30 protein-coding genes are annotated in these 26,256 nt (G+C 60.8%); 13 read left to right on the plus strand and 17 right to left on the minus strand.

What is annotated here, in order from left to right; genetic code table 11:
• Positions 1 to 138: 138 nt before the first annotated feature.
• From EV561_RS11395 to EV561_RS11405, 3 genes are all read right to left on the minus strand, one after another.
• Positions 139 to 876 carry a 16S rRNA (uracil(1498)-N(3))-methyltransferase gene (locus tag EV561_RS11395; protein WP_132521370.1) on the minus strand — a complete coding sequence of 246 codons (738 nt, stop codon included), beginning with the start codon at positions 874 to 876 and terminating at the stop codon, positions 139 to 141.
• 30 nt (positions 877 to 906) lie between these two features.
• Complete coding sequence (locus EV561_RS11400; protein WP_132521372.1) at positions 907 to 2,406, minus strand: inorganic phosphate transporter; 1,500 nt, start codon at positions 2,404 to 2,406, stop codon at positions 907 to 909.
• Between the two features lie 62 nt (positions 2,407 to 2,468).
• On the minus strand, positions 2,469 to 2,978 hold the full coding sequence (locus EV561_RS11405; protein WP_132521374.1) for an NUDIX hydrolase: 510 nt from the start codon (positions 2,976 to 2,978) through the stop codon (positions 2,469 to 2,471).
• Between the two features lie 252 nt (positions 2,979 to 3,230).
• Between EV561_RS11405 and EV561_RS11410 the strand changes: the two genes are divergently transcribed.
• A complete protein-coding gene (locus EV561_RS11410) occupies positions 3,231 to 4,133 on the plus strand; it encodes a LysR substrate-binding domain-containing protein (protein WP_132521376.1) in 903 nt (300 codons plus the stop codon).
• Between the two features lie 113 nt (positions 4,134 to 4,246).
• The gene (locus tag EV561_RS11415) at positions 4,247 to 5,413 is read left to right on the plus strand and encodes an adenosylhomocysteinase (RefSeq protein ID WP_132521378.1); all 1,167 of its coding nucleotides are present in this window, start codon (positions 4,247 to 4,249) and stop codon (positions 5,411 to 5,413) included.
• Positions 5,414 to 5,604: 191 nt separating this feature from the next.
• On the opposite strand, the gene EV561_RS11420 is transcribed toward EV561_RS11415, so the two are convergent.
• Positions 5,605 to 6,597: a zinc-dependent alcohol dehydrogenase family protein gene (locus EV561_RS11420; RefSeq protein WP_132521380.1), complete on the minus strand. Its 993-nt coding sequence runs from the start codon at positions 6,595 to 6,597 to the stop codon at positions 5,605 to 5,607.
• 110 nt (positions 6,598 to 6,707) lie between these two features.
• Here EV561_RS11420 and EV561_RS11425 point away from each other — a divergent pair, with 110 nt between their 5' ends.
• Positions 6,708 to 7,559: a LysR family transcriptional regulator gene (locus tag EV561_RS11425; protein ID WP_132521382.1), complete on the plus strand. Its 852-nt coding sequence runs from the start codon at positions 6,708 to 6,710 to the stop codon at positions 7,557 to 7,559.
• 5 nt (positions 7,560 to 7,564) lie between these two features.
• On the opposite strand, the gene EV561_RS11430 is transcribed toward EV561_RS11425, so the two are convergent.
• Positions 7,565 to 8,461: a LysR family transcriptional regulator gene (locus EV561_RS11430; protein WP_132521384.1), complete on the minus strand. Its 897-nt coding sequence runs from the start codon at positions 8,459 to 8,461 to the stop codon at positions 7,565 to 7,567.
• Positions 8,462 to 8,582: 121 nt separating this feature from the next.
• On the opposite strand from EV561_RS11430, the gene EV561_RS11435 reads away from it, so the two are divergent.
• The 4 genes from EV561_RS11435 to EV561_RS11450 are packed head-to-tail and all read left to right on the plus strand — an operon-like array spanning position 8,583 to position 13,057.
• A complete protein-coding gene (locus EV561_RS11435) occupies positions 8,583 to 10,022 on the plus strand; it encodes an FAD-linked oxidase C-terminal domain-containing protein (protein WP_132521386.1) in 1,440 nt (479 codons plus the stop codon).
• Complete coding sequence (locus EV561_RS11440) at positions 10,019 to 11,218, plus strand: FAD-binding protein (protein ID WP_132521388.1); 1,200 nt, start codon at positions 10,019 to 10,021, stop codon at positions 11,216 to 11,218. The genes EV561_RS11435 and EV561_RS11440 overlap by 4 nt, the downstream gene beginning before the upstream one ends.
• Before the next feature lie 43 nt (positions 11,219 to 11,261).
• Positions 11,262 to 12,575, plus strand: a complete 1,314-nt coding sequence (glcF, locus tag EV561_RS11445) for a glycolate oxidase subunit GlcF (RefSeq protein WP_132521390.1) — start codon at positions 11,262 to 11,264, stop codon at positions 12,573 to 12,575.
• A 44-nt stretch (positions 12,576 to 12,619) separates the two neighbouring features.
• Complete coding sequence (locus EV561_RS11450) at positions 12,620 to 13,057, plus strand: hypothetical protein (RefSeq protein WP_132521392.1); 438 nt, start codon at positions 12,620 to 12,622, stop codon at positions 13,055 to 13,057.
• A gap of 33 nt (positions 13,058 to 13,090) precedes the next feature.
• Here the strand turns inward: EV561_RS11450 and EV561_RS11455 are convergent, their stop codons facing one another.
• From EV561_RS11455 to EV561_RS11465, 3 genes are all read right to left on the minus strand, one after another.
• Positions 13,091 to 13,762: an outer membrane beta-barrel protein gene (locus EV561_RS11455; protein ID WP_132521394.1), complete on the minus strand. Its 672-nt coding sequence runs from the start codon at positions 13,760 to 13,762 to the stop codon at positions 13,091 to 13,093.
• A gap of 166 nt (positions 13,763 to 13,928) precedes the next feature.
• Positions 13,929 to 14,606 (minus strand): L,D-transpeptidase, encoded by a 678-nt coding sequence (locus tag EV561_RS11460; RefSeq protein ID WP_132521396.1) that lies wholly within the window; start codon positions 14,604 to 14,606, stop codon positions 13,929 to 13,931.
• Positions 14,607 to 14,744: 138 nt separating this feature from the next.
• Positions 14,745 to 15,509, minus strand: coding sequence for a L,D-transpeptidase (locus tag EV561_RS11465; RefSeq protein ID WP_132521670.1), 765 nt, complete (start codon positions 15,507 to 15,509; stop codon positions 14,745 to 14,747).
• A 209-nt stretch (positions 15,510 to 15,718) separates the two neighbouring features.
• Between EV561_RS11465 and EV561_RS11470 the strand changes: the two genes are divergently transcribed.
• Genes EV561_RS11470 through EV561_RS11480 form a run of 3 tightly spaced genes read left to right on the plus strand, consistent with a single transcriptional unit; the run spans position 15,719 to position 17,583 of the window.
• A complete protein-coding gene (locus tag EV561_RS11470; protein ID WP_132521398.1) occupies positions 15,719 to 16,348 on the plus strand; it encodes a DNA-3-methyladenine glycosylase I in 630 nt (209 codons plus the stop codon).
• On the plus strand, positions 16,345 to 16,953 hold the full coding sequence (locus tag EV561_RS11475; RefSeq protein WP_132521400.1) for a hypothetical protein: 609 nt from the start codon (positions 16,345 to 16,347) through the stop codon (positions 16,951 to 16,953). The genes EV561_RS11470 and EV561_RS11475 overlap by 4 nt, the downstream gene beginning before the upstream one ends.
• A gap of 54 nt (positions 16,954 to 17,007) precedes the next feature.
• Entirely contained in the window at positions 17,008 to 17,583 is a 576-nt protein-coding gene (locus tag EV561_RS11480) for a hypothetical protein (protein WP_132521402.1), read from the plus strand.
• 3 nt (positions 17,584 to 17,586) lie between these two features.
• Here the strand turns inward: EV561_RS11480 and EV561_RS11485 are convergent, their stop codons facing one another.
• The gene (locus EV561_RS11485) at positions 17,587 to 18,291 is read right to left on the minus strand and encodes an HAD family hydrolase (RefSeq protein WP_132521404.1); all 705 of its coding nucleotides are present in this window, start codon (positions 18,289 to 18,291) and stop codon (positions 17,587 to 17,589) included.
• A 275-nt stretch (positions 18,292 to 18,566) separates the two neighbouring features.
• Here EV561_RS11485 and EV561_RS11490 point away from each other — a divergent pair, with 275 nt between their 5' ends.
• Positions 18,567 to 19,616, plus strand: coding sequence for an aldo/keto reductase (locus EV561_RS11490; RefSeq protein ID WP_132521406.1), 1,050 nt, complete (start codon positions 18,567 to 18,569; stop codon positions 19,614 to 19,616).
• Between the two features lie 63 nt (positions 19,617 to 19,679).
• Here EV561_RS11490 and EV561_RS11495 read toward each other — a convergent pair whose 3' ends face one another.
• Positions 19,680 to 20,705 carry an NAD(P)-dependent alcohol dehydrogenase gene (locus tag EV561_RS11495; RefSeq protein ID WP_132521408.1) on the minus strand — a complete coding sequence of 342 codons (1,026 nt, stop codon included), beginning with the start codon at positions 20,703 to 20,705 and terminating at the stop codon, positions 19,680 to 19,682.
• A 109-nt stretch (positions 20,706 to 20,814) separates the two neighbouring features.
• On the opposite strand from EV561_RS11495, the gene EV561_RS11500 reads away from it, so the two are divergent.
• Complete coding sequence (locus EV561_RS11500) at positions 20,815 to 21,714, plus strand: LysR family transcriptional regulator (protein ID WP_132521410.1); 900 nt, start codon at positions 20,815 to 20,817, stop codon at positions 21,712 to 21,714.
• 63 nt (positions 21,715 to 21,777) lie between these two features.
• Here the strand turns inward: EV561_RS11500 and EV561_RS11505 are convergent, their stop codons facing one another.
• From EV561_RS11505 to EV561_RS11535, 7 genes are all read right to left on the minus strand, one after another.
• Complete coding sequence (locus EV561_RS11505) at positions 21,778 to 22,176, minus strand: DUF305 domain-containing protein (RefSeq protein ID WP_132521412.1); 399 nt, start codon at positions 22,174 to 22,176, stop codon at positions 21,778 to 21,780.
• Between the two features lie 77 nt (positions 22,177 to 22,253).
• Positions 22,254 to 22,625, minus strand: coding sequence for a hypothetical protein (locus EV561_RS11510; protein ID WP_245512647.1), 372 nt, complete (start codon positions 22,623 to 22,625; stop codon positions 22,254 to 22,256).
• A gap of 60 nt (positions 22,626 to 22,685) precedes the next feature.
• Complete coding sequence (locus EV561_RS11515) at positions 22,686 to 22,997, minus strand: BrnA antitoxin family protein (RefSeq protein WP_132521414.1); 312 nt, start codon at positions 22,995 to 22,997, stop codon at positions 22,686 to 22,688.
• A complete protein-coding gene (locus tag EV561_RS11520; RefSeq protein WP_132521674.1) occupies positions 22,978 to 23,241 on the minus strand; it encodes a BrnT family toxin in 264 nt (87 codons plus the stop codon). The genes EV561_RS11515 and EV561_RS11520 overlap by 20 nt, the downstream gene beginning before the upstream one ends.
• A 56-nt stretch (positions 23,242 to 23,297) precedes the next feature.
• The gene (locus EV561_RS11525) at positions 23,298 to 24,062 is read right to left on the minus strand and encodes a hypothetical protein (protein ID WP_132521416.1); all 765 of its coding nucleotides are present in this window, start codon (positions 24,060 to 24,062) and stop codon (positions 23,298 to 23,300) included.
• A gap of 6 nt (positions 24,063 to 24,068) precedes the next feature.
• Entirely contained in the window at positions 24,069 to 24,338 is a 270-nt protein-coding gene (locus tag EV561_RS11530) for a type II toxin-antitoxin system RelE/ParE family toxin (RefSeq protein WP_132521418.1), read from the minus strand.
• The gene (locus EV561_RS11535) at positions 24,322 to 24,549 is read right to left on the minus strand and encodes a DUF6290 family protein (RefSeq protein WP_132521420.1); all 228 of its coding nucleotides are present in this window, start codon (positions 24,547 to 24,549) and stop codon (positions 24,322 to 24,324) included. The genes EV561_RS11530 and EV561_RS11535 overlap by 17 nt, the downstream gene beginning before the upstream one ends.
• Before the next feature lie 180 nt (positions 24,550 to 24,729).
• On the opposite strand from EV561_RS11535, the gene hisS reads away from it, so the two are divergent.
• Positions 24,730 to 26,253, plus strand: coding sequence for a histidine--tRNA ligase (hisS, locus tag EV561_RS11540; RefSeq protein ID WP_132521422.1), 1,524 nt, complete (start codon positions 24,730 to 24,732; stop codon positions 26,251 to 26,253).
• Positions 26,254 to 26,256 lie beyond the last annotated feature (3 nt).

Genomic DNA, 26,256 nt, shown 5'->3' on the forward strand with positions numbered 1-26,256 from the left:
AACTCTGGAAAGGCCCGGAAAAACCTGAGGCCGACTGGGAAGGCTGATAGGACCGCACTCAGGTACGGTGCAAGTGAAATTCTTTCAATAGAGGATCAAAAAAATAGGATTTTACCTTGATCCCCTAAAACAGGAAAGTCAGTTCCAGTCGCCGATTGCGGCCTGAATGACCGCCATCGCCGCAACGGCCGCCGTATCCGCGCGCAAGATGCGGGGGCCGAGCGGGATCGCTGTGACGAAATCAAGGCTGCGCAGCCTTGCTCTTTCGTCTTCGGAAAACCCGCCCTCGGGACCGACCAGCAGGGCCAGATGTTTCTCCTTGATGCCAGACAGCAGCGGCAGCGGGTTCTGCCCGGCATCACCCTCGTCGCAATAGATGATGCGGCGTTCGCTCGGCCACCGATCGAGAAGCTCGGAAAGCTTCACCGGTTCCGCCACGTCAGGAATGGCGAGGATGCCGCACTGCTCGGCCGCCTCGACCGCGTTCGCCCTCAGGCGATCGATACTGGTGATCTTGCCCTGCACGTGCTGCGTCATGACCGGCTGCAAAATGCCCGCACCCATCTCGACGGCCTTCTGCACAAGGTAGTCGAGCCGGCCGACTTTCAGCGGCGCAAACAGATAGTGCAGATCCGATGCCGGCGGTTGCGGCCGCGTCTCCTCGACAGGCGTCAGCAGCAGGCGCTTGCGGCTTGGAAAGCTTAAGACTGCCCTCCATTCTCCGTCGCGGCCGTTGAAGAGCAGAATCTCGGCGCCGTCGCCCATGCGCAGCACGTTGACCAGGTAGTTGAACTGGTCCTGCCCGACCTCGATCCCGACGCCCGCTCGGATGTCTGCCTCGACGAAAAGCCGCTGCATGCGGAAGTTTGCGCGCATGATTGTCCCCGGTTGCTGAACGAAAGTCCCTTAAACGAAAAGCGCGGCCATGAGCCAGTAGGTGAGAGCAGCCAGCGTACCCGAAGCAGGAACGGTGACGACCCAGGCGGCGATGATGGTCATGAAATGCGATCGGCGCACCAGCAGGCGGCGATGCGCCTCATCCGGATTGTGAACCTTCGGATCCTCGATCTCCCATTGCTTCGCCCGCATGCGCATGTAGTTCGCGCGGCGCTTGGAATGCCGATTGTACCATTCGCGAAAGAAGCCGACGCCGAAGACGGCCCCAACGGCGATATGGGTCGAACTGACAGGCAGGCCGAACCAGGACGCAACGATGACCGTAAGCGCCGCCGACAACGCAACGCAATAGGCGCGCACCGGATTGAGCTTGGTGATCTGCTCGCCGATCAGCCGGATCAGGCGCGGCCCATAGAGGAGAATACCGACCGAGATGCCGAAGGCGCCGATCAGCGTTACCCATAGCGGCGCGTTGTTGCCGGAAAGAAGCGCCGACGCGCCCGAGCGCACGATCGCCGCCAGCGGCCCGATCGCGTTGGCGACGTCGTTGGCGCCATGCGCAAAGGACATCAGCGCCGCCGCGCCGATCAGCGGCAGGCGGAAGAGGGTGCGAAACGCGTTGTTCTTGTTTTCGAGGCCCTGCGATTGCGCGGCGACAAGCGGCCGCGCGGCAAGCCATGCCAGGCATCCGCACAGGATACCGAAGAGGATCGTGGAAACATCCGAGAACCATTCGGTCGGAGCCACCTGAACGGAGAGATAGGCCGCGAATGCACCTGCCATGACGCCGATCAGGATCGGGATCCAGTATCGCGCGGCGGCGATCTTGTCGTCGCGATAGACGATGAAAGTGTTGATGAAGAACAGGAAGCCGGCGGCAATCAGGCCGCCAAGGAGCGGCGTGAACACCCATCCCGCCGATATGACCGCCATGACGCGCCAGTTGACCAGCTCCGGTCCAACCGCCGCAATGCCCGCCCCCATGACGGCGCCGACAATCGCGTGGGTGGTGGAAACAGGCGCCTTCAGCCATGTGGCGAGATTGATCCAGACTGCCGCAGACAGGAGTGCGGCCATCATCAGCCAGCCGAGCTTGCCGTTAGTGGCGAATTGCGTGGTGTCGATGATATGGGTGGAGATCGTCGTGACGACGGGTCCGCCAGCAATGATAGCGCCGAGAACCTCGAAGATCGCCGCCATGACAAGCGCCTGCGACATGCCGATAGCCCGCGCGCCAACGGCAGCGCCGACATTGTTGGCAACATCTTTAGCGCCGATGTTCATGGCCATGTAGGCGGCGAGCGCAGCAGCCGCGATGGCAAGCGTCGCATCGGGCCTGTCGAGCACGTAGATGCCGGCAAACAGCATCGCAAGGCCGAGGAAGATCAGACCGAAGCCGGGCGCCACCAGCCGCTGGGAGACGTGCTCGCTCGCATCCTCGACATAGCTTATCTTGTCGAGGTCCTTGTCGAGCTGTCGTTTAGCCAGTTTTACCGGTCGGTCAGGCATTCTGTTCCTTCTGTCGCTTGCCGTGCTCTACTGCCGCAACGGCAGCAATGCAACGGCGGCGATCACTTTGAAGAAACTTGGCCTTCGCTTGTTGTCTGCCGATTGCCCAGACGGCGGGAAAAGGCCAGGATCAGAGCCTTCAGCTCAGGTTCGTTGACGCGGATTGCGGCTTCCTCGAAGGAAACCCATTCCAGCTTGCGCTCGCCCTTTTCCTTGAAATTCTTGGCAAGGTCCGAGACTTCAAGCGCATAGACCTGCACCCGGCAGGCAATTTTGACGCCGTCGCGCAGCATCTTGTTATAGATGAAGGCGCCGAGCATTTCGGTCTCGACCGTGCCGCGCACGCCGGCTTCCTCATAGGCTTCCTGGGCAGCCACTTCGTGCGACAGCTTGCCCGACATCGGCCAGCCCTTCGGAATGACCCAGCGGCCGGTATCGCGGCTCGTCAAAAGCAGCATTTCCGGTTCGCCGCTCTTCTTCTTCACTCGATAGCAAAGCGCGCCATACTGCTGTCGCGGCGGGCGCCGAAACATGAGCTGCACATCATTTGCCAGTCGAGCGATAAGGGTCAATTGTCGGGTCACCTTTGAGTTTAGTAAAGAATCAGCCGTATATAAGCATTGTACGTTATACATATGGCACGTATTCGGTAAAAATGCGTATCCACCGGAAAATTTGATCTCCGTTACATATGGGAAACACGTCGCGATCCGGCCTTGGATCTCCGCCGAAGGATATCCTGAAAGCGACAATTCACAGGTATGGAATGCCGCTTATGTAATATAATCGTCCGGCACTTTCCATAGGTCGTCACGATGCTTTAGATGAAATCTATGTCTCGCCGTCTGCCGCCCCTGAATGCATTGCGCGTTTTCGAAGTCGTCGCCCGCTGCGGTAGCATTCTCAAGGCTGCCGAGGAGCTCGGCGTGGTGCGCGGCGCGGTCCGTCAACAGTTGGCTGTGCTCGACGCACATTTCGGCATGACGCTTTTCGAGCGAAACGGCCGTCGCCTTGAATTGACGGAAAAGGGCCGCAGCTTGGCCGAATCCGTTGCCGCCGCCTTCGGTATTCTGGAGCGGGCAGCCATGGAGCTCGAGGCAGCCGGCCGCCCGAAAATCAGGATCGGCGTGCCCTCCGCCTTCGCTGTCTGGTGGCTGATGCCGCGGCTCGGCGCTTTGCAGGCGGCGCTGCCCGACATCGATCTCGACATCATTCCTATCACAGTCGTCGAACCGCTGTCGCGTCATCCGGAATTCGACGCCGTGATCATGGGCGGCGAATATCGCCCGTCGCCGGATATAACGGCGATCCGCTTCATGGAGGACGAGTTCGGCCCGGTTGCCACGCCTGAGCTCGCCTCCCGTTTGAACCTCAATGACGGCCCCGATGCATTGGGAAAGGCGACCGGCCTCGGCATCCGCTCCGCACCGCGCCTGTGGGACGACTGGTTTGCCGAAAGCGGCGTGCCGTCTCGCGGTTTCGCGCGGCTGCAGCAGTTCGAGGATCTGCTCCTGGCAATCGCCGCAGCCCGCTCGGGCATCGGTGTTGCCATCGCCCCGAAGACTGCTGTTGGAGATGACCTCGCGCGCAAGACGTTGATTGCCCCATACGGCTTTATCCGCCGTCCGGCCGGCTTTAGCATTAGCTTTCGCACCGCGGACGCATCCAAGAAGCCGTTCTCGGCGCTTGGCGAATGGCTGACGCTGCAGGGTTCGCTGGAGCTTTGAGATCGGCCAAAGGGCAGTTTTTCTGCTCCTTGGCGCAGATTTATGTCCATGGACAGATCGTCCATTGCCGATAGGAATGATGCCGGATCAATCTCTCAGGCCAGGTCATTCTCATGGACAATGCTTCCTCTTCTCTTTCCCGCATCGACTGGGTCGGCCGCAGCTGCCGCCTCTTGCAGGCGACCGCGTCGGAATTTCGCGATACGCGTCCCTTCAAAGGCTTGTCGATCGGGACAGGGATTCATCTTGAGCCGAAGACGGTAGCGCTGCTGATGACGCTGAGAGCCGGCGGCGCGCAGCTTGTCTGCACCGGCAACCTGAACAGCACGCAGCCTCAGACTGTGGAATATCTGCGCAGCCAGGGCATCAAGGTTTTCGCCACGCAGACAACCGATCCGGCGGAGCACGCCGCCAGCCTGGACGCCATCCTTGCCGAAAGGCCGGACATGCTGCTCGACAATGGCGGCGATCTCTTTGCCCGCGTCGCCGAGCGCCCCTATGCCAATCTGCTTGGCGGCACCGAGGAAACCACATCGGGCCGCACGCGGCTGATGCCCATGCGCGACAAGCTTGCCATGCCTGTTCTCGTCATCAACGACAGCCCCATCAAGCAGTTCGCGGAAAACAAGCACGCCGTCGGCCAGAGCCTGTTCGAAAGCTATCTGCGCTTCACCAACCGCTCGACCAACGGCAAGCGGGTGACGGTTTTCGGCTACGGCGCCTGTGGCAAGGGAACGGCGGCCTGTTTCCGCAACGCGTTCTCGACCGTCAGCGTCGTCGATATCGATCCGGTCACCACGCTCGAAGCCCATCTCGACGGTTTCGTCACACCACTGCGCGAACAGGCGATCCGCTCTGCCGATATCCTCGTGACAGTCACGGGCTTTCCCGCAATCGTCACAGCCGCCGACCTGCCGCTGATCAAGGACGGCGCTATCCTGATGAACGGCGGCCATTTCCCGCACGAGATCGACGTCGAAGCCTTCCGCAACAGCCCTGAGGTTAAAGGCATCGATCGCTTCGAGGCCGATCACATCGAGACTTTCCACCTGAAGGATGGCCGCAGCTTCCATGTTCTGGGTGCCGGCCACATGGCCAACCTCGCCGGTCCGCGCCCCCTCGGCAATACGGTCGAGTCCATGGACCTCGGCTTCACCCTGCAGGCCCGCTGCCTGGAACGTGTCGCCAAGGGCGGCCTCGGTGCCGAGGCCTGCGTCGTGCCGGTCCCCGCGGATATCGATGCGATGGTGGCTGGCGCTTATCTGGAATTGGCGCGGTAAGGGGTGCTTCCATCTTCTACCCTTGGGGAGAAGATGCCCGAAGGGCAGATGAGGGGTGGAGCGAAGCGACGCTATGAGCGAAAGCAAATAGCAGTTTTATGCGTGTAGGAACCCCTCATCCCCGGCGCAACGCGTTGCGCCTGACCTGCCGGCACCTTCTCCCCAAGGGGAGAAGAGACCAAGCCGCACCCTCAATCAACCTCCACCACCAGCTTCCCATCCGCCCCACGGCTTTCGATCAGCGCATGCGCATCCCCCGCATTGGCAAAGGTGAAGCGGCGGCTGTCGAGTTTCGGCACCAGCCTGCCGGCCTCGGCGAGCTTCGTGGCCTCAGCCATGATCTCTCCGTGATGGACGCGACCTTCGCCACTCAGCAGCGGCAAGAGCGTGAAGACGCCGGAATAGGTGGCGGCCTTAAAGGATAGCGGCGCCAGCGCATGGGTGCCCCAGCCAAGGCAACTGACGACATGGCCGAAACGGCCGACGGCTTGGAACGCGGCGTCGAGCCCCGCGCCGCCAACCGTGTCATAGACGAGGTCGAAACCTTTTCCACCGGTATGGGCCTTGACGTAGCTTTCGATGCTCTCATTCCGGTCGATCGGTGTCGCGCTCAGGCTTCTGATATCGTCGGCCTTGCTCGCGCTATCGACGGCATAGACATCGGCACCGGATGCTTTGGCGATCTGGATGACGATATGGCCGACGCCTCCCGCGCCAATGACCAGCACCCTCTGCCCGGCCTGGACATGGGCACGGTCGACAAGGCCCTCCCATGCGGTGATGAAGATCAGCGGCAGGGCAGCTGCCTCGCGCATCGATAGATTGCCGGGCTTGACTGCGAGCAGTCGCGCATCGACGGCAGCATATTGCGCTAGGGATCCCTGGATGCCGCCGACGCCACCGGTCATCCCATAGACCTCGTCGCCGACCCGGAAACCGGAAACGCCGTCACCGATGGCCTCGACGATCCCGGCAAGATCGATGCCGAGAATGGCGGGCAGGGGGTGGCGGGCATGCCCTGCTGCGCCCGCCCTGATCTTGGTATCCAGCGGATTGACGCCGCTCGCCTTGATGCGAACGAGAACCTCTCCCGTAGCCGGCGACGGCTGCGGTACCTCAGCCAGCCGGAAAGCAGCGTTATGGCTGTCGACGACGAGGGCTTTCATGACTGTTGAAGTGGACATCGCCTTGCTCCTTGGCTTTCGATGTCGAGACTATGTTCCCTCGAATAAGGAATGGAAATAAAAGAGATCGTACGCTATCCATGCATTTTTGTTTGGATGGAGGTCCGGCAATGGAATGGAGCGACATCGAAATCTTCCTGGCCATTGCCCGCGAGGGAACGCTCGGTGCGGCAGCCAGAAAGTTGAAGCTGACACAGCCCACCATGGGCCGGCGCCTGAGGAGCCTGGAGGCAGCGGTCGGCCAGACGCTGTTCCAACGTACGGCGGATGGCTTCGTACTGACCGATGAGGGCGCTGCCATCATGGGCTATGCCGAACGGATGGAGGAGGAGGCTCTCGCGCTCCGCCGCTCGCTCGCCGGCCAGGGCCAGCAACTGGACGGAATGCTGCGGCTATCCTCATCCGACTGGTTCGGCGCGCATGTTCTCTCACCTGTCCTCGCGGAATTCTCCGCCGCCTATCCCAGGATCGTCGTCGAGCTGATCACCGAAAGCCGATTGCTCAGTCTCGCCCGCCGCGAGGCCGATCTCGTCTTCCGCATCGCGCCCTTCACGGAGCCGGAGGTGATTTCTCGCAGGCTGATGCGCATCGAATACGGCCTCTACGTGAAGAAAGGCGGCGACCATCCTCGCCTCGGCGATGGAACAGACGCCCGCCTGATCACCATGGACGAAGCCTTCGGCGGCATGCCCGATGTCGCCTGGCTCAAGCGTGTATTGCCCAAGGCCGAGGTTGCGATGCGCAGCAACAATCGCGATGTCCAGGCAACCCTCTGCGCCAACGGCGCCGGCCTCGCCGTCCTGCCACGCCCTCTCGGCGACAGCATTGCGGCACTCGAGCGCATTGAGGTCGACGGCGCTCCGCCCAGCCGTGACACCTGGGTCGGCTATCACCGCGACCTGAAACGGCTGGCGAGACTGAGGGCTTTGCTCGATCTTGTGATCGAGCGGCTGGCGAATTGAAGCAATCACCGCTCCCAGTAGGGCACCGGCCCATAGAGCTCCGCGAGGAAATCGATGAAGAGCCGCACCTTGGCCGGCAGGAACTGGCGGCTCGGATAGACGGCCGAAAGCGTGACATTGTGCGAGCCCTCATAGGCGGGCAAGACCTGAACCAGCCGGCCGTCCTGCAGCTCCTGGCCGATATCCCAGGTGGAGCGCAGTGCGATACCGAGGCCGGCTATGACGGCTTCGCGGATGACCTCGCTGGAATTGGTGACGAGCATACCTTCGGGACGCAGGGTCATAGAGCCCTTCGGACCATCGAGGCGCCAGGCGTCGTTATTGTGTGCCGGCAGGCAGACATGCCTGCGAAGCTCCTCGATATCTCCGGGCTGGCCTCTGGCGGCGATATAGGCGGGGGAGGCGCAGAGCACGCGGCGTACGGGGGCCAAGCGGCGGGCAACCAGGCTGGAATCGGTGAGTTCCGCAATTCGGATCGCAAGGTCGAAGCCGCCGCCGACGATATCGGTAAATTCGTCCGTCAGCACCAGATGGATGGCAAGCTCCGGATGCGCATCCATGAAGGCCTTGAGATGCGGCGCGATATGCATGCGCCCGAACGAGGTAGGGGCGGATATCTTCAGTGTGCCATGCATCTGCGCGGAACGGCCGGCTATATAATCCTCTGCTTCCTCCAGGCCGGCGAGGATCGCAAGCACGCGATCGTAAAAGCCCTGGCCGGCCTCGGTCAGCGAAATCTGGCGTGTCGTTCGCTGCAGTAGGCGGGTGCCGAGCCGATCCTCCAGCCGTTTGATGCGCTTGGAGATGACGGCCGGCGAAAAACCGAGCGCACGCCCTGCCAGCGACATGCTGCCTGTCGACACCACGCTTGCGAAAATTTCCAGATCGCCGAGATTGGTCATGCGTTGCTGGCCACTTTTTCCCCTTTTTACATAAGTGCTTAGCATTTGCGCCGAATTCGGGAAAGTGCTACGCCTTGAGCTACGAGGAAATGTGCGAACTATCTCCGGGGGAGGAGAAATCATGGCCCACGCCATTCCATTTCTGGCGCCGCGCGCCGAGGTGCTGGCGCGCCGTACCGAGATCGTTGCCGATCTGGTCGATCTCCTGCCGCGGGAGTGCCTGATCCATGAACCGCGCGAAGTTGTTCCCTTCGAAACGGACGGCTTCATTTCCTATCGGCGCGTGCCGTTGGCGGTTGCCCTGCCACGCTCGACATCAGAAGTCGCAGCGGTGATGAAATACTGCAATCGCTATGGAATTCCGGTCGTGCCGCGGGGAGCAGGAACGTCGCTGTCCGGTGGTGCCATACCGCAGGAGGATGCCGTCGTTCTCGGCCTTTCGAAGATGAACCGCATCCTCGACATCGATCTCGCAAACCGCACCATGACTGTTCAAGCCGGCGTGACGAACCTGAACATCTCCGAAAAAGTCTCCGCGGACGGCTTCTTCTACGCACCGGACCCGAGCTCGCAGCTGGCCTGCACGATCGGCGGCAATGTCGGCATGAATTCCGGCGGCGCCCATTGCCTGAAATACGGCGTCACGACCAACAATCTGCTCGGCGTGACCATGGTTTTAACTGATGGCACGGTCATCGAGCTGGGTGGCAAGGCGCTCGACGCGGCCGGCTATGATCTCCTCGGCCTTGTCTGCGGCTCGGAAGGCCAGCTCGGGATTGTCACCGAGGCGACGGTGCGCCTGATTGCCAAGCCGGAAGGGGCAAGGCCGGTGCTCTTCGGCTTCGACACGTCGGAACAGGCAGGCTCCTGCGTGTCAGATATCATTGCGTCCGGCATCATTCCCGTTGCCATCGAATTCATGGACAAGCCGGCGATCGAGATCTGCGAAGCCTTTGCCCAGGCCGGCTATCCGCTCGATGTCGGCGCGCTGCTGATCGTCGAGGTCGAGGGGTCGGAGGCGGAAATGGATGCGATGTTGAAAAGCATTGTCGATATCGCCCGCAACCATGGCGTCAAGACCGTGCGCGAATGCCAGTCGGCAACAGAGGCGGCGCTGATCTGGAAGGGCCGCAAATCTGCCTTCGGCGCGACCGGCCGCATCGCCGATTATATCTGCATGGACGGCACGGTGCCGCTGAGCCAGCTCTCCTATGTGCTGAAGAAGACCTCCGAGATCGTCGATCATTATGGCCTGCGCGTCGCCAACGTCTTCCACGCCGGCGATGGCAACATGCATCCGCTGATCCTCTTCAACGCCAATGACCCCGAAGATGCCGCAAAGGCCGAAGCTGCCGGCAACGATATCCTGCGGCTCTGCGTCGACGCCGGCGGCTGCCTGACCGGTGAACACGGCGTCGGCATCGAGAAGCGCGACCTGATGCGCCACCAATATGCCGAGGCAGACCTCAAGCAGATGATGGCGGTCCGCTCCGCCTTCGATCCGGGCTGGATCCTCAATCCATCCAAGGTCTTCCCCCTCGATGGACGCAGCGCCGCATGAGCGACTTGATACCGACGACAGAGGAAGAGGCGGCGGAATTCATCCGCTCTCATGCCAGGGTCAGCGTGCCGCTTGCCATTTCTGGTGGTGATACCCGCTCAGGCTTCGGCAATGCGGTTGCGGCAAGCGCCAGGCTCCGCTCGACGGGGATGAGCGGCATCGTCGCCTATAATCCCGGCGAGATGGTGATGACCGCTCGGTCCGGCACGCCGGTCGCCGAGGTCGAGGCAGCACTTGCCACCAACAACCAGATGATGGCCTTCGAGCCGATGGATCACAGGCCGCTGATGGCGACATCGGGCGAGCCGACCATCGGCGGTGTCTTTGCCGCCAACGTCTCCGGTCCACGGCGCTTCGTGGCCGGTGCTGCCCGCGACAGCATGCTCGGTGTCCGCTTCGTCAACGGCAAGGGAGAGATCGTCAAGGCCGGTGGGCGCGTCATGAAGAACGTGACAGGCCTCGACCTCGCCAAGGTCATCGCCGGCTCGCATGGGACGCTCGGCCTTTTGACCGAAGTGACCTTCCGCGTGCCGCCCGCGCCGAAGACCGAGGCAACGCTCATTGTCTCAGGGCTCAACGACGCGGAAGCCGCGCAGGCAATGGCAGCTGCAATGGCGCTGCCGGTCGAAGTCTCGGGAGCAGCGCATCTGCCGCTGACGGTTGCCTGGAAATTCCTAGGGGGCAAATTGCCGCAAGGTGAGGCGACCGTACTGCGTATCGAAGGCCTGCCTGATTCCGTCGACGTGCGGATGAAAAAGCTCGGCGCGGCCATGTCAGCCTTCGGCCGGGTTGCCCGCCTGGATGCGGAGAACAGCGGTCGGCTCTGGCGTGAAATCCGCGATGTGCTTCCCTTTGCCGATGGCACGGAACGCCCGGTCTGGCGGGTATCCGTCGCGCCCGGCACCGGCCATCAGCTGGTGGCAGCCCTCCGGCTCGAGGCGGGCGTCGATGCATTTTACGACTGGCAGGGCGGTCTGGTCTGGCTGCGCATGGAAGCAGAGCCGGACGGCGCCCTCATCCGCCGTTTCATCCACGCCCTCGGCGGCGGCCATGCCACGCTGCTCCGCGCGTCTGCGACGGCAAGGGCAGGGGAGGCCGCCTTCCAGCCGCAGCCCGAAGCTGTCGCGCTGTTGTCGCAGGGGGTCAAGGCGAGCTTCGATCCGGCAGGGATTTTCAATCCGGGGAAGATGGGGTGATGGCGATGTCGAGTGCCACGACCTTCCGAGAGAGGCTCGATTAATGCAAACCAACTTCACCGCCGAACAGCTTGCAGATCCCGATGTGGCCGAATCGGAAAAGATCCTGCGCAAATGTGTGCATTGCGGCTTCTGCACGGCGACCTGTCCCACCTATGTGACGCTCGGCAACGAGCTCGATAGTCCGCGCGGGCGAATCTATCTGATCAAGGACATGCTGGAAAATGGCCGTCCGGCCGATACCGAGGTGGTCACCCATATCGACCGTTGCCTGTCCTGCCTCGCCTGCGTGACCACCTGTCCGTCCGGCGTCGACTATATGCATCTGGTCGACCATGCCCGTGCGCATATCGAAAACACTTACCAGCGCCCCTTCATGGACCGGCTGACGCGCGGCATCCTGGCGGCGGTGTTGCCCTATCCCGGCCGTTTTCGCCTCGCCCTCAATCTTGCGAGGCTCGGCCGTCCCCTCAAGGGGTTGCTGAAGGGCATGCCGGCGCTGAAACCTTTTGTGGCCATGCTCGACCTCGCCCCACGCTCCGTTCCAGCGCCCTCATCATTCTCAAGTCCCGGCTTGCATCCCGCCGAGGGGCCGATGCACGGCCGCGTTGCGATCCTGACCGGATGCGCCCAGCCGGTGCTCGACCCAGCGATCAATGCAGCGACGATTCGGCTGCTCACAAGGCTCGGCATCGAGGTCGTCGGGCCAGAGGGCGAGGGGTGCTGCGGCTCGCTGGTTCATCATATGGGGCGCAAGGAACAGGCGCTCGAAAGCGCGCGGTCGAATGTCGATGTATGGACACGCGAGATCGACAATGGCGGCCTCGACGCCATCATCATCACGGCATCAGGCTGCGGCACGACGATCAAGGATTATGGTCATATGCTGCGTCTCGATCCCGCCTATGCCGAAAAGGCGGCGAAGATTTCGGCGCTCGCAAAGGATGTCACCGAATATCTGGCGACCCTGGATTTACCTACCCATTTGCCGCGCGGCATCACTGTCGCCTATCATTCCGCCTGCTCCATGCAGCATGGCCAAAGGATAACAGGCCTGCCCAAGCAACTGCTTAAGGCGGCGGGCTTTATCGTCCGCGATCCCGCCGAGGGCCATCTCTGCTGTGGGTCGGCCGGCACCTATAATATTATGCAGCCGGAAATCTCCACCGAGCTGAAAGCCCGTAAGATCAGGAACATCGAAGCGACGAAACCGGATATCATCGCAACCGGCAATATTGGCTGCATTACCCAGATCGCAACCGGAACTGATATTCCCATCCTCCATACCGTAGAATTGCTCGATTGGATTTATGGGGGCGAACTTCCGGGAAAATTAAGAGGCCTCAAAATAGCATAGTCACAGCGGGAGACATTGCGTCCCCGATAATGGGAGATCACAGCATGCGGCATCTGTTCTTCCTGGCGGCGGCAATGATTATCGGTATCGAACCGACTTACGCCGCAAATCGCTACAACTGTGCGGTCGACGACACGAATATCAAGTTGAATATCGATGCAGGCTTTGCTGAAGACGGCGGCCACAAGCTCAACCATTTTCGTGGTGCCTTGGTCACAAAGTCCGACCGCGTTCCGGAAGGCTTCCGGCGGCTGATGCTCGACTCCGATCAGCTCATGCAGAGCTGGGCGTCCGATAGCGAGTTACGCTTGAGGATCTATGCGCAGAACGACGTTGATGATCCCGCCAACAATTTCGACCTCTTGCTCACGGTCGATGGCAGCGCGAACCCCATGCGGGGAAATTATCTTCTGACCTTTAATGCCAAGGGTCAGTCACAGCCGGCACAGTTCAAGGGCCGGCTGACCTGTTCCGAGCAATAAGAGCTTGCCGCCAACGGCGGCACGCTCGCAACGTCAGAAGTTGAAGGACACGCCGAAGTTCAGGGCGTTGGTGAAGACATTCGTCTTCAGCGTTGCACCGCTATCGATCGGAACGTCGTTCACGAAGCTGTAGTTGCCCTTGTACTCGAGGAACGTCGACCAGTGCTTGGTGATCTGGTAGCTGACGCCCGCCTGGGCCTGCAGCGCGAGACCGCCGAACTCATAATCGAAGGTCCGGCCCGATGCCCGGGTGACCTCGACATGCGGAACGTTGATGCCGGCGCCGAGACCGACATACGGCGTCCACTTGCGGCTCGGATCCTGGAAGCGATAGAGCCCGTTGACCGTAAGCAGGTTAAGGCCGTCGGTGAATTCGAAATGGCTCCAGCCCGGCGTGTTGCCGAGGTCGCCATAGACCTTGGCATGGGTATAGTCGAGGCTGATGCCCCAATCGGGCTTGTTGAGGTCGTCCAGCCACCACGTGCCGCGGATACCGTAATAGGGCGGGTTCGCGAAGGACTTGCCCGACCAGTTCGGATCGAAATCGGCACCATCAGATGTCTTGACGTTGCTGCCGGTTGCTCCCTGCACGCCGCCATAGATGGAGAGCTGCATTTCAGCAGAGGCAGTGCCCGCAACGGAAACGAGGGCGGCGAGAGTCAGTGCGGCAAGGGCCGACTGGCGAATGCGGCATGCACGATTCATTTGGATTCCCCGGATCGCAATGGAACCGCATTGATGGCTGCCTTTCGTGACAACGCTATTACAGTTCCGACTCTGTAAACTGCATAATCGGCGAATCTGACAGTAAACTGAAAGGGGCAGCCCTTGGCTGCCCCCCTTCCGAAACGCAATTCACGACAGTTGCAAATCAGCCACCGAGGCCGAACAGCGTGCGCAGGACGTCGACCCCGCGATCCTGGTAGCTGACCTCGCCCTGCTTGTTGCCGGGGCCGACGACGATGACCTTGGTGCCAACAGGGACGCGATCGTAGAGCTCGGTCACGTCCTGGTTCATCATGCGGATGCAGCCGGAAGAAAGGTTGAGGCCGATCGTCCAGGGCTGGTTGGTCCCGTGAATGCGGAAGATCGTGTCGTGGCCGTTCTGGTAGAGATACATGGCACGTGCGCCGAGCGGATTGTCCGGACCGCCGGGCATGAAGGGCGGGATCTTGTGTCCTTCCTTGGCTTCGCGGACCCGCATTTCAGCAGGGGGCGTCCATGTCGGCCATTCGGCCTTGCGCCCGACATTCACCACGCCGGACCAGCCGAAACCGTCGCGACCGACGCCAATGCCGTAGCGGGTGGCGCGGTTGTTGCCTTCGACGAGATAGAGAAACTTATTGTTGGTATCGACGATGATGGTGCCCGGAGCCTCATCGGTCGCCAGTCGGACCAGACGCTTGTGAAACTGCGGCTTGATCTGGTTGGTCGGCTTGATGCCGCGGACTGCGTCCGTCGCCGTCGTCGTGGGGCCTGCGTCAGCGACAGCCATCATGCATGCCATCGCAACGGCGCTCGCCGCCACGAGCCGTATAAAATGCTTCATCCTGAATTCCCCTCGTGTACAAATCGCACGGGAGGCTAATCAAACCGGATTAGATTTCAAGCTCAAGAAGGCGACAACACGGTTTTTTGTACGATGGCGAGCAGATAAACTGGCCGCTCGCCACCCTTAATTGCGAATTTACATCACGATGACGCGGGTGCCGACCTTGACGCGGTCGTAGAGGTCGGTGACGTCCTCGTTTCGCAGACGGATGCAGCCAGAGGAAACGGCATTGCCGATCGTCCAGGGAGCGTTGGTTCCGTGAATGCGATAGAGCGTGGAGCCGAGATACATGGCGCGGGCGCCGAGCGGGTTTGCCTCGCCGCCTTCCATATGTGCCGGCAGGTAATGACCCTTTGCAGCTTCGCGCGAAAGCATTTCGGAGGGCGGCGTCCAATCCGGCCATTCCTGCTTGCGGGTGATCGTATGGGCGCCCGCCCATTCGAAGCCGGGCTTGCCGACGCCGACGCCATAGCGCCGTGCCTTGCCGCCTTCCATCACGAGATAAAGGAAGCGATTATTGGTATCGATGACGATCGTGCCGGGACGTTCCTTGGTCTGGTAGTCGACCACCTGCGGCAGGAATTGCGGATCGAGGTGACCCTGGATCGCCGGGATGCCCGGCCGACCCATCGCGACCTGTTGTACCGGCGCGCCGCCGAAGAGCGGATGGACAACACGCGGCGCAAAGAGGCCGCGCGGCTGCTGCTGGGCGACAACAGGTGCCGGCGCACGCGGATAGACCACCGGCTGCACGCGCGCGCCGCCGAGCTGGTTGATCCACGGCGCGGTCAGATCGGGGCTGACGATGACAGGCGGACGCGACTGATAGCGGTCGTCTGCAAGAACGGGGGAGGCAATCAAGCCGGCAATGCCGGCCAGCAGCAGAAAGCACTTTTTCATCATCGGACAAACTCTCTACAATGGACCGAGGATGGGCGCGCGGGCACCCTTTCGATGGGGCATCGTGTCACCGGCGCGCCAGCGAAAGGTAAACGGGTGTTCATTAAAATGCCGCGAAGCCTATAAACTTTTCGTCAGGGTTACTGGCCGGTATGGAAAGAGGGTTTGCAAATGGTAAAGCTTAGAAAAAACAGGGGCGAATCGCAAAAATGAGCGGCACGGGCATTATCACTGGCGAGGACGGCAGGGACCGTTGTTCGTGGCACGGGGGGCTTCCCGAATACCTGCGCTATCACGACGAGGAATGGGGGCGTCCCGTCACCGACGATATCCGCCTTTTCGAGAAGATCTGCCTTGAAGGCTTCCAGTCCGGGCTTTCCTGGCTGACCATCCTGCGCAAGCGCGAGAATTTCCGCGCAGCTTTTGCCGGTTTCGACTTCGAGAAGGTGGCCCTGTTCGACGACGCGGACATCGAACGCTGCGTTGCCGACGCTGGCATCATCCGCCATCGCGGCAAGATCGTCTCGACGATCAACAATGCCCGCCGCGCCATCGATCTCAGAGGCGAGTTCGGCTCGCTCGCCCACTATTTCTGGACCTATGAGCCGAGGCCCGAGGAACGACCGGCGCGCGTCGACCGCGAGACGATTGCCGCCAATCCGACGACGCCCGTATCCGTCCGTATCTCGAAGGATCTGAAGAAGCGGGGCTGGACCTTTGTCGGTCCCACCACAGTTTATGCCTTCATGCAGGCTATGGGTCTCGTCAACGATCACCTTGAAGGTTGTTATTGCCGCCACGACGTCGAGGCGATGCGAGCCGCATTGGTGCGTCCATGAAGGGCCTCGTCCTCGGCCTCTCGCTTTTTTCCGCAATTGCCCTGGCGGGCCAGCACGTCTGCGCGCAGGACGCCGGGGACCAGAAACCGGCGCAGGCACAGGGTGAGCAGCCTCCCGAGCTCGATCCCGGCGAAACGATCGAAAAGCTGGGTTTTCCCGCCGTTACCATGCGGCTTGCGGGCTGGACGAAATTCGGCAAGGGCAAGGTCTATACGCTGCCGCTCAAGAAGGGTCAGCACGTAAGGATCACCTTTTCCTCGAAGAGCCGCTATGCCTTCATGGCGATCTTCGATCTCTCCTCCAGCGAAGACGAATCCTTCTTCGGTACGGATGAGGATGGGAACATCGCCGACGTGACCGTGCAGGCTGATACGACCTGGCTGATCAAGCCCTACTATTCCCGCGTCACCCGCCGCCGCGGCCTCGGCGCGCCCTATGAAATCCTGATCGACCCCAATCCGACAGGGTCGGTGCCTGCGCAATCGCAGACACCGGATCAAAGCGCGCCCGCCGATAAGCCTTCGCTCTTCCCGCCCAAGGCGCCTGTCGCACCGTCGCCGCAACCTTCGCTATTCCCGCCGAAAGGCGAAGCGCAACCACAATAAGCGTTTGTTGGGACTTTCCTGCTACAGACGATCTTCGTCTGCAGGGGTGGGGTCATGCTTGTTCTCGATCAGGGCGCTCTGTCCGGTTTTGGATGCGGTCAGCGCATGGGCATCGTATTTCTCGGTGCAGTCGTCGCGCAATTCGCCATGGTCGGCTTCGGTGTTTTTTGGTGGAAAGGGGACGGTGACAAAGTCGAAACCTTGAGGGGCACGCCATTTTTTACGCCCGCCCGCGTCTTTCTCGCCGGCATATGGGTGTTGGTCACCCTCATCGTCGCAATCATCTGCATGCTTCTGCGCACCGAAACGATGATCTCGACGGATGACAACTCAGTTGTCGAGACGAGCTGTTACGGCCCTTTTTCCGGCGATTACCAGCTTGATCGATCGAAAACCGTCGTCCACTACATCACGGAAATTTCCTCGGGCAAAGGGGGACGAACGCACGAATTAAACTATCTGGCACTGGAGGAAGCAGGGAAAGACCGGCAGCTGTATATCGTGCTGGACGGCAGCCACTATCTTTCAAATCTCGAACAGTTCGCGCCCCGGGCCATCAGTAGCTACCGAGATTACCTGAAGCAAAATCAGCGACCATCGTCTCCCCAGACTATCGTTCGGACACCCTGATGGCTAAGACAGCCCTTCGATCAACGGCCTGAGCTCGCCGATATGCTCGATCTTGCGGAAGCGCGGCGCTTCCGTCGGTTCTTCGACATGTTCGAGCACCCAGGTCAGCGCATGCGGTATGAAGACACCATAGCTGCCCGCGGCAATCGCCGGCACCACATCCGATTTCAGCGAGTTGCCGACCATCATCGCCCGCTCCGGTCCGTCGCCGAGTTTCGAGAAGATGCGGCGATAGGTGACCGCCGTCTTGTCCGAGACGATTTCGACCGCATCGAAGAAATCCCCCAATCCTGATTGGGCGAGCTTGCGCTCCTGATCGAAAAGGTCGCCCTTCGTGATCATCACGAGAAGGTAACGACCCGCCAATGCCTCAAGCGTTTCCTTCACCTCCGGCAACGTTTCGACGGGATGAGAGAGCAGGTCGCGACCGATGTCGAGGATCTGCGCGATGACTGACGCCGGCACCTCGCCTTGGGTAATCTCGATCGCAGTTTCGATCATCGAGAGCGTGAACCCCTTGATGCCGAAGCCATACTGGCTGAGGTTGCGCTTCTCGGCCTCCAGCAGCCGTTCCGAGATACGCTCGCCCTCGGCGTAGTCTCCCAGCAGTTCGGTAAAGAGCTGTTCGGTCAGGCGGTAGAATTGTTCGTTTTGCCAGAGCGTATCGTCTGCATCGAAGCCGATCGTCGTAAGCGGACGCAGAGTCATCAAAATATCCTCCGATGCTTCCTCGTCACAGGCCCGTCACAGGAATGCAAGCAAGGGAATCTATTCAAGTAGAGGAGAGAGGCAAGAGCGCCGGCGAGGTAACAGTTTTGTGAGGGCAAAAGGGGCTCGCGTTGAAAAGCGATCCTGGTGCATTATCTCGCTGCTCGCCAGGCATGTGCTTCTCTCCCGCCAACATGCGACGGCCAATAAGAAAGAAACGGACATTCGCCAGCCAGCGGCTTTGCTTTTGCGGCTGAACATAAGGAATTTTCACCATGCGTTATAATCAACTCGGCAATACCGGCCTGTTCGTCTCCGAACTTTGCCTCGGCACCATGACCTTTGGCGAAGCCGGCGCCGGTTCGACCTGGGGCGCCATCGCCGATGTCGATCAGGATACGGCCGACAAGATCGTCGAGCGTTCGCTGGCTGCGGGCGTCAACTTTATCGACACGGCCGACGTCTATTCCTTCGGCGTTTCGGAAGAGATCCTTGGCCAGGCGCTGCAGAACCTCGAAGTCCCGCGCAAGGATGTCGTCATCGCCACCAAGGTCTATGGCGTCATGGGCGACAAGCCGAACGATCGCGGTGCATCGCGCGGCCATATCATGGACTCGGTCGAAGAAAGCCTCGAGCGCCTGCAGACGGACCATATCGACCTCTACCAGATCCACGCGACCGACACGGTGACCCCGATTGACGAGACGCTGCGCGCCTTCGACGACCTCGTGTCCAGCGGCATGGTTCGTTATATCGGCGTCTCGAACTGGCAGGCTTGGCGCATCGCCAAGGCGCTCGGCATTTCGGAACGCAAGGGCTTTGCCCGCTTCGAGACCGTCCAGGCCTATTATTCGATCGCCGGCCGCGACCTCGAACGCGAGATCGTGCCGATGATGAACGAGGAAAAGCTCGGCCTGATGGTTTGGTCGCCGCTGGCAGGCGGTCTGCTGTCCGGTAAGTACGGTCCGGGCGCTCCGGGCAACGGCGAAGGCCGTCGCGCCAACTTCCACTTCCCGCCTGTCGACGAGAACCGCGCCTGGGCTTGCGTCGCCGCCATGCGCGAAATTGCTGCCAAGCATGACACCAACGTGGCAACGGTCGCGCTCGCCTGGATACTTGAAAAACCCTTCGTGACCAGCATCATCATCGGCGCCAAGCGTCTAGAACAGCTCGACGAGAACCTCGACGCCGTCAAGCTGAAACTCGACGCCGACGATATGGCCAAGCTCGACGAGGTCAGCGCGCTGGCTCCGGAATATCCGGGCTGGATGCTTCCCCGCCAGGCCGCCGGCCGCCGCCCGCAGCCTTTCGAACCGAAGGCTTGAGCGGCTTAGTCGCCCCGTGAAAGACAGACGCCGCCGCTGTTATTCGCAGCGGCGGCGTTTCCATCAGATCTCGACGACGATCTTGCCGAAGGCGCCGCGATCGAGATGGTCGAAGGCGGCGGGGACTTCGGAAAATGAATAGCGATGCTCGATGACCGGCTTCAGCCCGATCCGATCTACAGCGCGGACGAAGTCTTCGAGCGCCCGGCGGTGGCCGACTGCAATGCCCTGTATAACAGGCGATTTCAGCAATAGCGGTCCGGCCGGCCCCGATATATCGAAGCCCTCGAAGACCCCGATCAGCGAGATCCGACCATTCAGGGCGACTGCCTTTAGCGACTGGCCGAGATGCGGGCCGCCGACGATTTCGAAGATATGGTCGACGCCCCGGTCATTGGTGAGCTGATAGACCTGCTCGACCCAGTCGCCGGTCTTGCGGTCTATGCCATGACGCGCGCCCAGTGCCTTTGCCTTTTCGAGCTTCTCCCGGTCACCCGAGGTGACGATGACATCTGCGCCCTGGGCCGCTGCAATCTGCAGCCCGAACATTGCGACGCCGCCGGTCCCTTGTACCAGCACTGTATCGCCGGGCTTGACCTTGCCGCGCTCCACCAGCGCGAACCAGGCCGTCAGGCCGGCGCAGGTCAGCGTGCTTGCCTCGCCATGGTCGAGGGTTTCCGGGGCGCTTACGAACCAATCGGCGGGAAAGGCGACATATTCCGAGAGAACGCCGGGATGGAAGCCGCCGAGCGTCCGGTAGGGTGGGTTTCGGGCAGAGCCGAGCGGCTTGTCGTCGATCCAACCGGGAGCGAAGGTGGATATGACCCTGTCGCCGGAGTGGAATCGCGTCACGCCTTCGCCAACCACTTCGACCACGCCGGACATATCGGAAGCCGGCACGAAGGGAAATTGTAACGGCAGCCCCATTCCGGTTTCCCGGACAAGCTTGTCCCGGTAATTGAGCGAGGCGGCCTTCACTCGCACCAGCACCTCGCCCGGGCTGGGGTCGGGAACCGCGGCCTCGGTGAACTTCAACTCCGCATCGATGCCGACCGTGTCGAGCGTCCAGCGCTTCATCATTTTGGGCATGCATTTTCTCCCTGCTGATATCAAACAAGGATTTTCTTTTATCGTTGATCTGATTTCGCCAGTGGCGATAAGATTGCGGAACTTTGGTTCCTAATAGGAAACAATCGCGATGAACGATGTGATCTCAGGCATCCCGGAATTCGTGGAAGCCGTGGAGGCGGGAGGTTTTTCTGCGGCCGCCGTCCGAATGAACCTCTCCCGCTCGGCGATCGGCAAGACCATCGCCCGGCTTGAAGCGCGCCTCGGCGTCCGGCTTTTCCATCGCACGACCCGCACGCAGAGCCTGACTGACGAAGGGCAGGCCCTCTATTTGCGCTGCCGCCGTGCGCTCGACGAGATCCGCTCGGGCCAGGCGATGCTGGAATCAGGCAAGAGCGAAGTCACCGGCCGTCTTCGCATCTCCATGCCGGTACTGTTCGGACGGCGCTGCATCTCGCCCTTGCTGATGGAGTTTGCCCGGCAGCATCCGAAACTCGAACTCGATCTTTCCTTTAGCGATCGCGTGGTCGATCTCCTCGACGAGGGCTTTGATCTCGCCATCCGCAACGGGCCATTGAAGGATAGTTCCGGTTTGCTGGCCCGCAGGCTCGCGCATCACCGCATGCTCTGTTTTGCCTCGCCCGAATATCTGGAGAGCCGCGGCACGCCGCTATCTATCGCGGATCTCGATGGCCACGATTGTTTGGCCTATGTAAGGTCGGGCGAACTGCGAACCTGGTTCTTCTCGCAGGACAGCACACAGCAGGAATTCGTTCCCCCTGCGCGTCTGCGTTTCGATGATCTGGAAGCGATTGCCGATGCCGCCGTCGCCGGCATGGGGCTCGCATGGCTCACCCGCTGGCTGGTCCGCAACGATCTTCAATCCGGTGCTCTTGTGCCGGTCCTGAAGGATTTCTCCTGCATAAGCTACGAGGCCCATGCCGTCTGGCCGCGAACCCCGCATCTGCCGCTGAAGATGCGCGCGGTCATCGATATGCTGGCCGCAAGGCTGCCGGGAATGATGGAATGATACCGGAGCCAGGGCAGCGAGGAAATGCCGGAGATATCTCCGGCACTTCAAGTTGCAAAAGGCCTACTTGCCGTGCTTCTTCAACCAGGCGTCCATTTCGGCAATTTCCGCTTCCTGCGCCTTGATGATGGCTTCCGCCATCTTTCTAAGCTCCGGATCCTTGCCATATTGCAGTTCGATCTTGGCCATGTCGATCGCGCCCTGATGATGTGGGATCATGCCGCGGACGAAATCGACATCGGGATTGCCGCTGTAGTCGATGGCCATGTCCTTGTGCATCTTGGCATTGGCCTTGGCAAAGGCCTGGCTCGACGGCCCCTGGTCTCCCGTGGGCTTGCTCATGTCCATCGACATGGACATGCCTTTTCCGGACATCTTCATGCCGGACATGTCATCGGCGATCGAGGGGGCTGCAAAGGCGGATGCAAGCGCAGCCGTGAGGAGAATGGACTTCAAAGACATGCGTTTTCCTTTTCGCTGTCTGAGGATGCTGGATCGCGGGCAGGATGTCCCGCCGCGTCGTGAACAAGATGACGTCGTCAGGCAAGTCGCGGAGGAGGCGCCAGCGGGACAGGGCGATTGTCGTGAAGCGGATCGGAAAGGCCCGGTGTCGGATAGGAGAAGGCGAGCGGTCTATCCGTATCGATTGCAATGGAAGGCGGCAGGATCAGACAGGCGGCACAGAAGGCCACATGTGCCATATCTCCGGCGCATGGATTGCTACGATGGCCGGCGAACCCGCCATCGCCATGCATGCTCATCCCGCTCATGCCTTCCATTACCGGTGATTGGGCCATCTCGGCGCTCATCGGGACAGCGGAATCGCAGATCGGACACTCCGCTAGCGTCGGCATGGCGCCATAGAGCAGCCAGGCGATGATCATTAGGGCAATGGCGAAAGGGCGCTTCATGGCGGCAAAGATAGGTCACCGAGGATGGGAAGCCAACGGGGTTTCCGTCGTCGTTCTGCGTTAAAGCTTCGCCGCCTTGCGGAGCGCATCGTTGATGCGACCTTGCCAGCCCTTGCCGGTCGCCTTGAAGGCATCGATGACATCAGGATCGAGCCGCAGCGAAATCTGCCGCTTCGGCCTTTCCACCGCGGGCCGTCCGCGGGCGCGCCTGATGCTTTCGGCAAGCTTTGGGAAAACCTCGGCGAAAGGCCGGGCATTCTTGAAATCCTCTTCGGTCCACTCGGGGTTGTCGGATACGTCATCCCAGTCTTCTCCGGAGTAGCCGCGGCCCTCCTGAAATTCGGCAGGTGCTTCAGATCTTTTCTTTTCCATTCAGCAATCCCCTTTCTGTCTTTCTAGCCGCCAGCATGAAGATGATCGATAATCCCTCAGAGTCCAGCCTTACGAAAATCACGACAATAACGCCGTTACCAAGACGCCCGATGGCCATGAGACGTCCCATCTTCGCCGGGCGAACGACGGCCGTAAAAAAGAATTCGAGATCCAGATCGACGAAATCGAGCCCATGCTTGTCGAGATTGGCGAGGCGCTTCGGCTCATCCCATAAAATTCTCATCGGACAATACCTGAAAATAAAAGTGATACAATAAATCTTTGATTGCACCCAGGCTATTACACGCCGGATCTTGCTGCAATCACCTGATGAATAATCTGGTAGTCGCGGCTTTCCTCGCCAAGCGGCGCGACGGGCCATGTCCAGCGATCCGGCGCGAGGGGCGGCGTGATACCCAGCAGCAGATCGGCCTCCTCATGCGTCTTCCCCATCCGGTCGATGACGGCGTAGGAGATATCGGTGATCAGGCATGTCCTACAGGGAATGGCGGCAAGGCCTTCGATGTGGGCGGCGATCAGCCTGCTTGCTCCGTCTTGCACCGTGCCCTGTGGTTCGCTTTCGATCCTGCGGACGACGCCGCGGCCGATCTGCGATAGCAGGTTCGCGGATACGACGAAATCGAGGTAGGGCACTTGTCTCAGGAATGCCAGCGGCTCCGGCGATCCGCCGGAGATCAGTTCGTCATAGCCGGACAGGTCGCGCTCGATCAATCGGATGTTCCGATAGCCCCGCGCCTTCAGCCAGAGCCGCACCGATGCAAGATGGACGAGATCGATCAGCACGACGGTGTCGAAATTCTTCGCCAACACCTCGATCGGCACATCGCGCAGCAATCCAGAGCCGAGGACGACTGCGGTGCGCTTCTGCCTAAGGCCCGCTATCGCATCGAGAACCGCTTTCCGGCTGCGCTCCTCGTGTTCCGCCCATTCCTTGCTGCAACGGCGGGCACGCGACCATAGGTTGACCGAGTAGCGAATGAAGGGACGATGCGGCTTGGTTGTGACGGGCAGGGTGGCGAGATAGACGGCTGCTTCGGCAATCATTGTTCTTTATCGGTAAATTTCGCGTCGATGGCCGATCTCGACAACGAGCACGACAAGTTGCTGATCCCGGATATCGCAGATGATGCGGTAGTCGCCGATGCGATAGCGCCAAAAGTTGCCGAGCTTCGATCCTTGCAAGGCTTCGCCCAATTGACGTGGGTCGTCCAGAGGCGCAAGGCGCTCATAAAGGAAAGAGCGAATACGACGTCTGGTCTGCTGGTCAAGTTTCTGGACATTGCGGCGTGCAAGACGGTCGAACTCAATCGTCCAGGCCACGCCAGAATTCCTCGCCGCTGATGATCTCGGATTCCCCGTTGTTGAGCCGCTTTACGGCTTCTTCGGCCAGATAAAGATCTTCGAGATCTTCCAAATGCGTTTCTATCGCCTGGCGAATATAGTAAGTGGCTGTGCGTCCGGTTCGGTCAGCAAGGATCTGGAGCCGCTCATATGTTTCGTCTGGAAGCCGGATAGCAGTTTGCTTGCTCATGGCCTGAATTTTCCTTGGCCGATTTTTCTCTGGCCCGAATGTTCCTTGGGATGCGTGTATCCCAATTTATCATCTTAGTTTGCTGTCTGCCAGCGTCTGTTTTGTCGGCCTACACTTGCCGCACCCCGCCCAATCCGCTAGGTAACCGCCACTGTCATAATGACCGGATCGCACCTCAAAATGAACGACAAGCAGAAGAAACCGCAAAAGCTCAAGGCCCGCCTGCCGCGGGGCTTCGTAGACCGTTCGGCCGCCGATATCAGGGCTGCCAACGAAATGATCGCCAAGATCCGCGAAGTCTATGAGCATTATGGTTTCGATCCGGTCGAAACGCCGCTGTTGGAATATACCGATGCGCTCGGCAAATTCCTGCCCGATGCGGACCGCCCGAACGAGGGCGTCTTCTCGCTGCAGGACGACGACGATCAGTGGATGTCGTTGCGCTACGACCTGACGGCGCCGCTCGCCCGTCACGTCGCGGAGAATTTCAACGAAATCCAGCTGCCCTATCGCACCTATCGCGCCGGCTACGTCTTCCGCAATGAGAAGCCCGGTCCAGGTCGCTTCCGCCAGTTCATGCAGTTCGATGCCGACACCGTCGGAGCGCCCGGCGTCCAGGCCGATGCCGAAATGTGCATGATGATGGCCGACACGCTGGAAGCGCTCGGCATCAAGCGCGGTGACTATGTCATCCGCGTCAACAACCGCAAGGTTCTCGACGGCGTGCTGGAAGCGATTGGCCTCGGCGGCGACGACAAGGCGGCCCAGCGGCTGAACGTGCTGCGCGCCATCGACAAGCTCGACAAATTCGGCCCGGAAGGCGTGTCTCTCCTGCTCGGCCCCGGCCGCAAGGATGAATCCGGCGATTTTACCAAGGGCGCTGGCCTCGACGCGGAGCAGATCCAGAAGGTTCTCTTCTTCGTCGGTATCAAGGACTATGCGGAAAGTGCTGCGCAACTCGCCGACCTCGTGGCCGGAACGTCGCAGGGTGTCGAGGGTGTTGAGGAGCTGAATTTCATCGGCAGCCTCGTTGCCGGTGCCGGCTACAACTCGGACCGCATCAAGATCGATCCGTCAGTCGTTCGCGGCCTCGAATATTACACCGGTCCGGTCTACGAAGCGGAACTGACCTTCGACGTGACAAACGAGAAGGGCGAAAAGGTCGTCTTCGGCTCCGTCGGTGGCGGCGGACGTTACGACGGTCTCGTCTCGCGCTTCATGGGCCAGCCGGTTCCTGCAACGGGCTTTTCGATCGGCGTCTCGCGCCTGATGACGGCGCTGAAGAACCTCGGCAAGCTCGGCCAGAACGATGTCATCGAACCCGTTCTCGTCACTGTGATGGACGGCGATGTCGAGGCTATGGGCCGCTACCAGCGGATGACGCAGGAACTGCGCGCATCAGGCATTCGCGCCGAGATGTACCAGGGCAACTGGAAGAAATTCGGCAACCAGCTGAAATATGCCGACCGCCGCAGCTGCCCGATCGCCATCATCCAGGGCGGCGACGAGCGGGCCGAAGGCGTGATCCAGATCAAGGACCTGATCGAGGGCAAGCGCCTCTCCGGCGAGATTGAGGATAACGCGACATGGCGCGAGGCGCGTGTCGCGCAGGAGACGGTTCCGGAGGCAGCGCTCGTGGCCAAGGTCAGGGAGATTCTGGCGGCACAGGCGGAAGACAGGCGCCGAGCCGCGGACGGTAAGTAAGGC

It is taken from the genome of Rhizobium sp. BK376, from assembly GCF_004341625.1.
Taxonomy (GTDB): domain Bacteria; phylum Pseudomonadota; class Alphaproteobacteria; order Rhizobiales; family Rhizobiaceae; genus Rhizobium.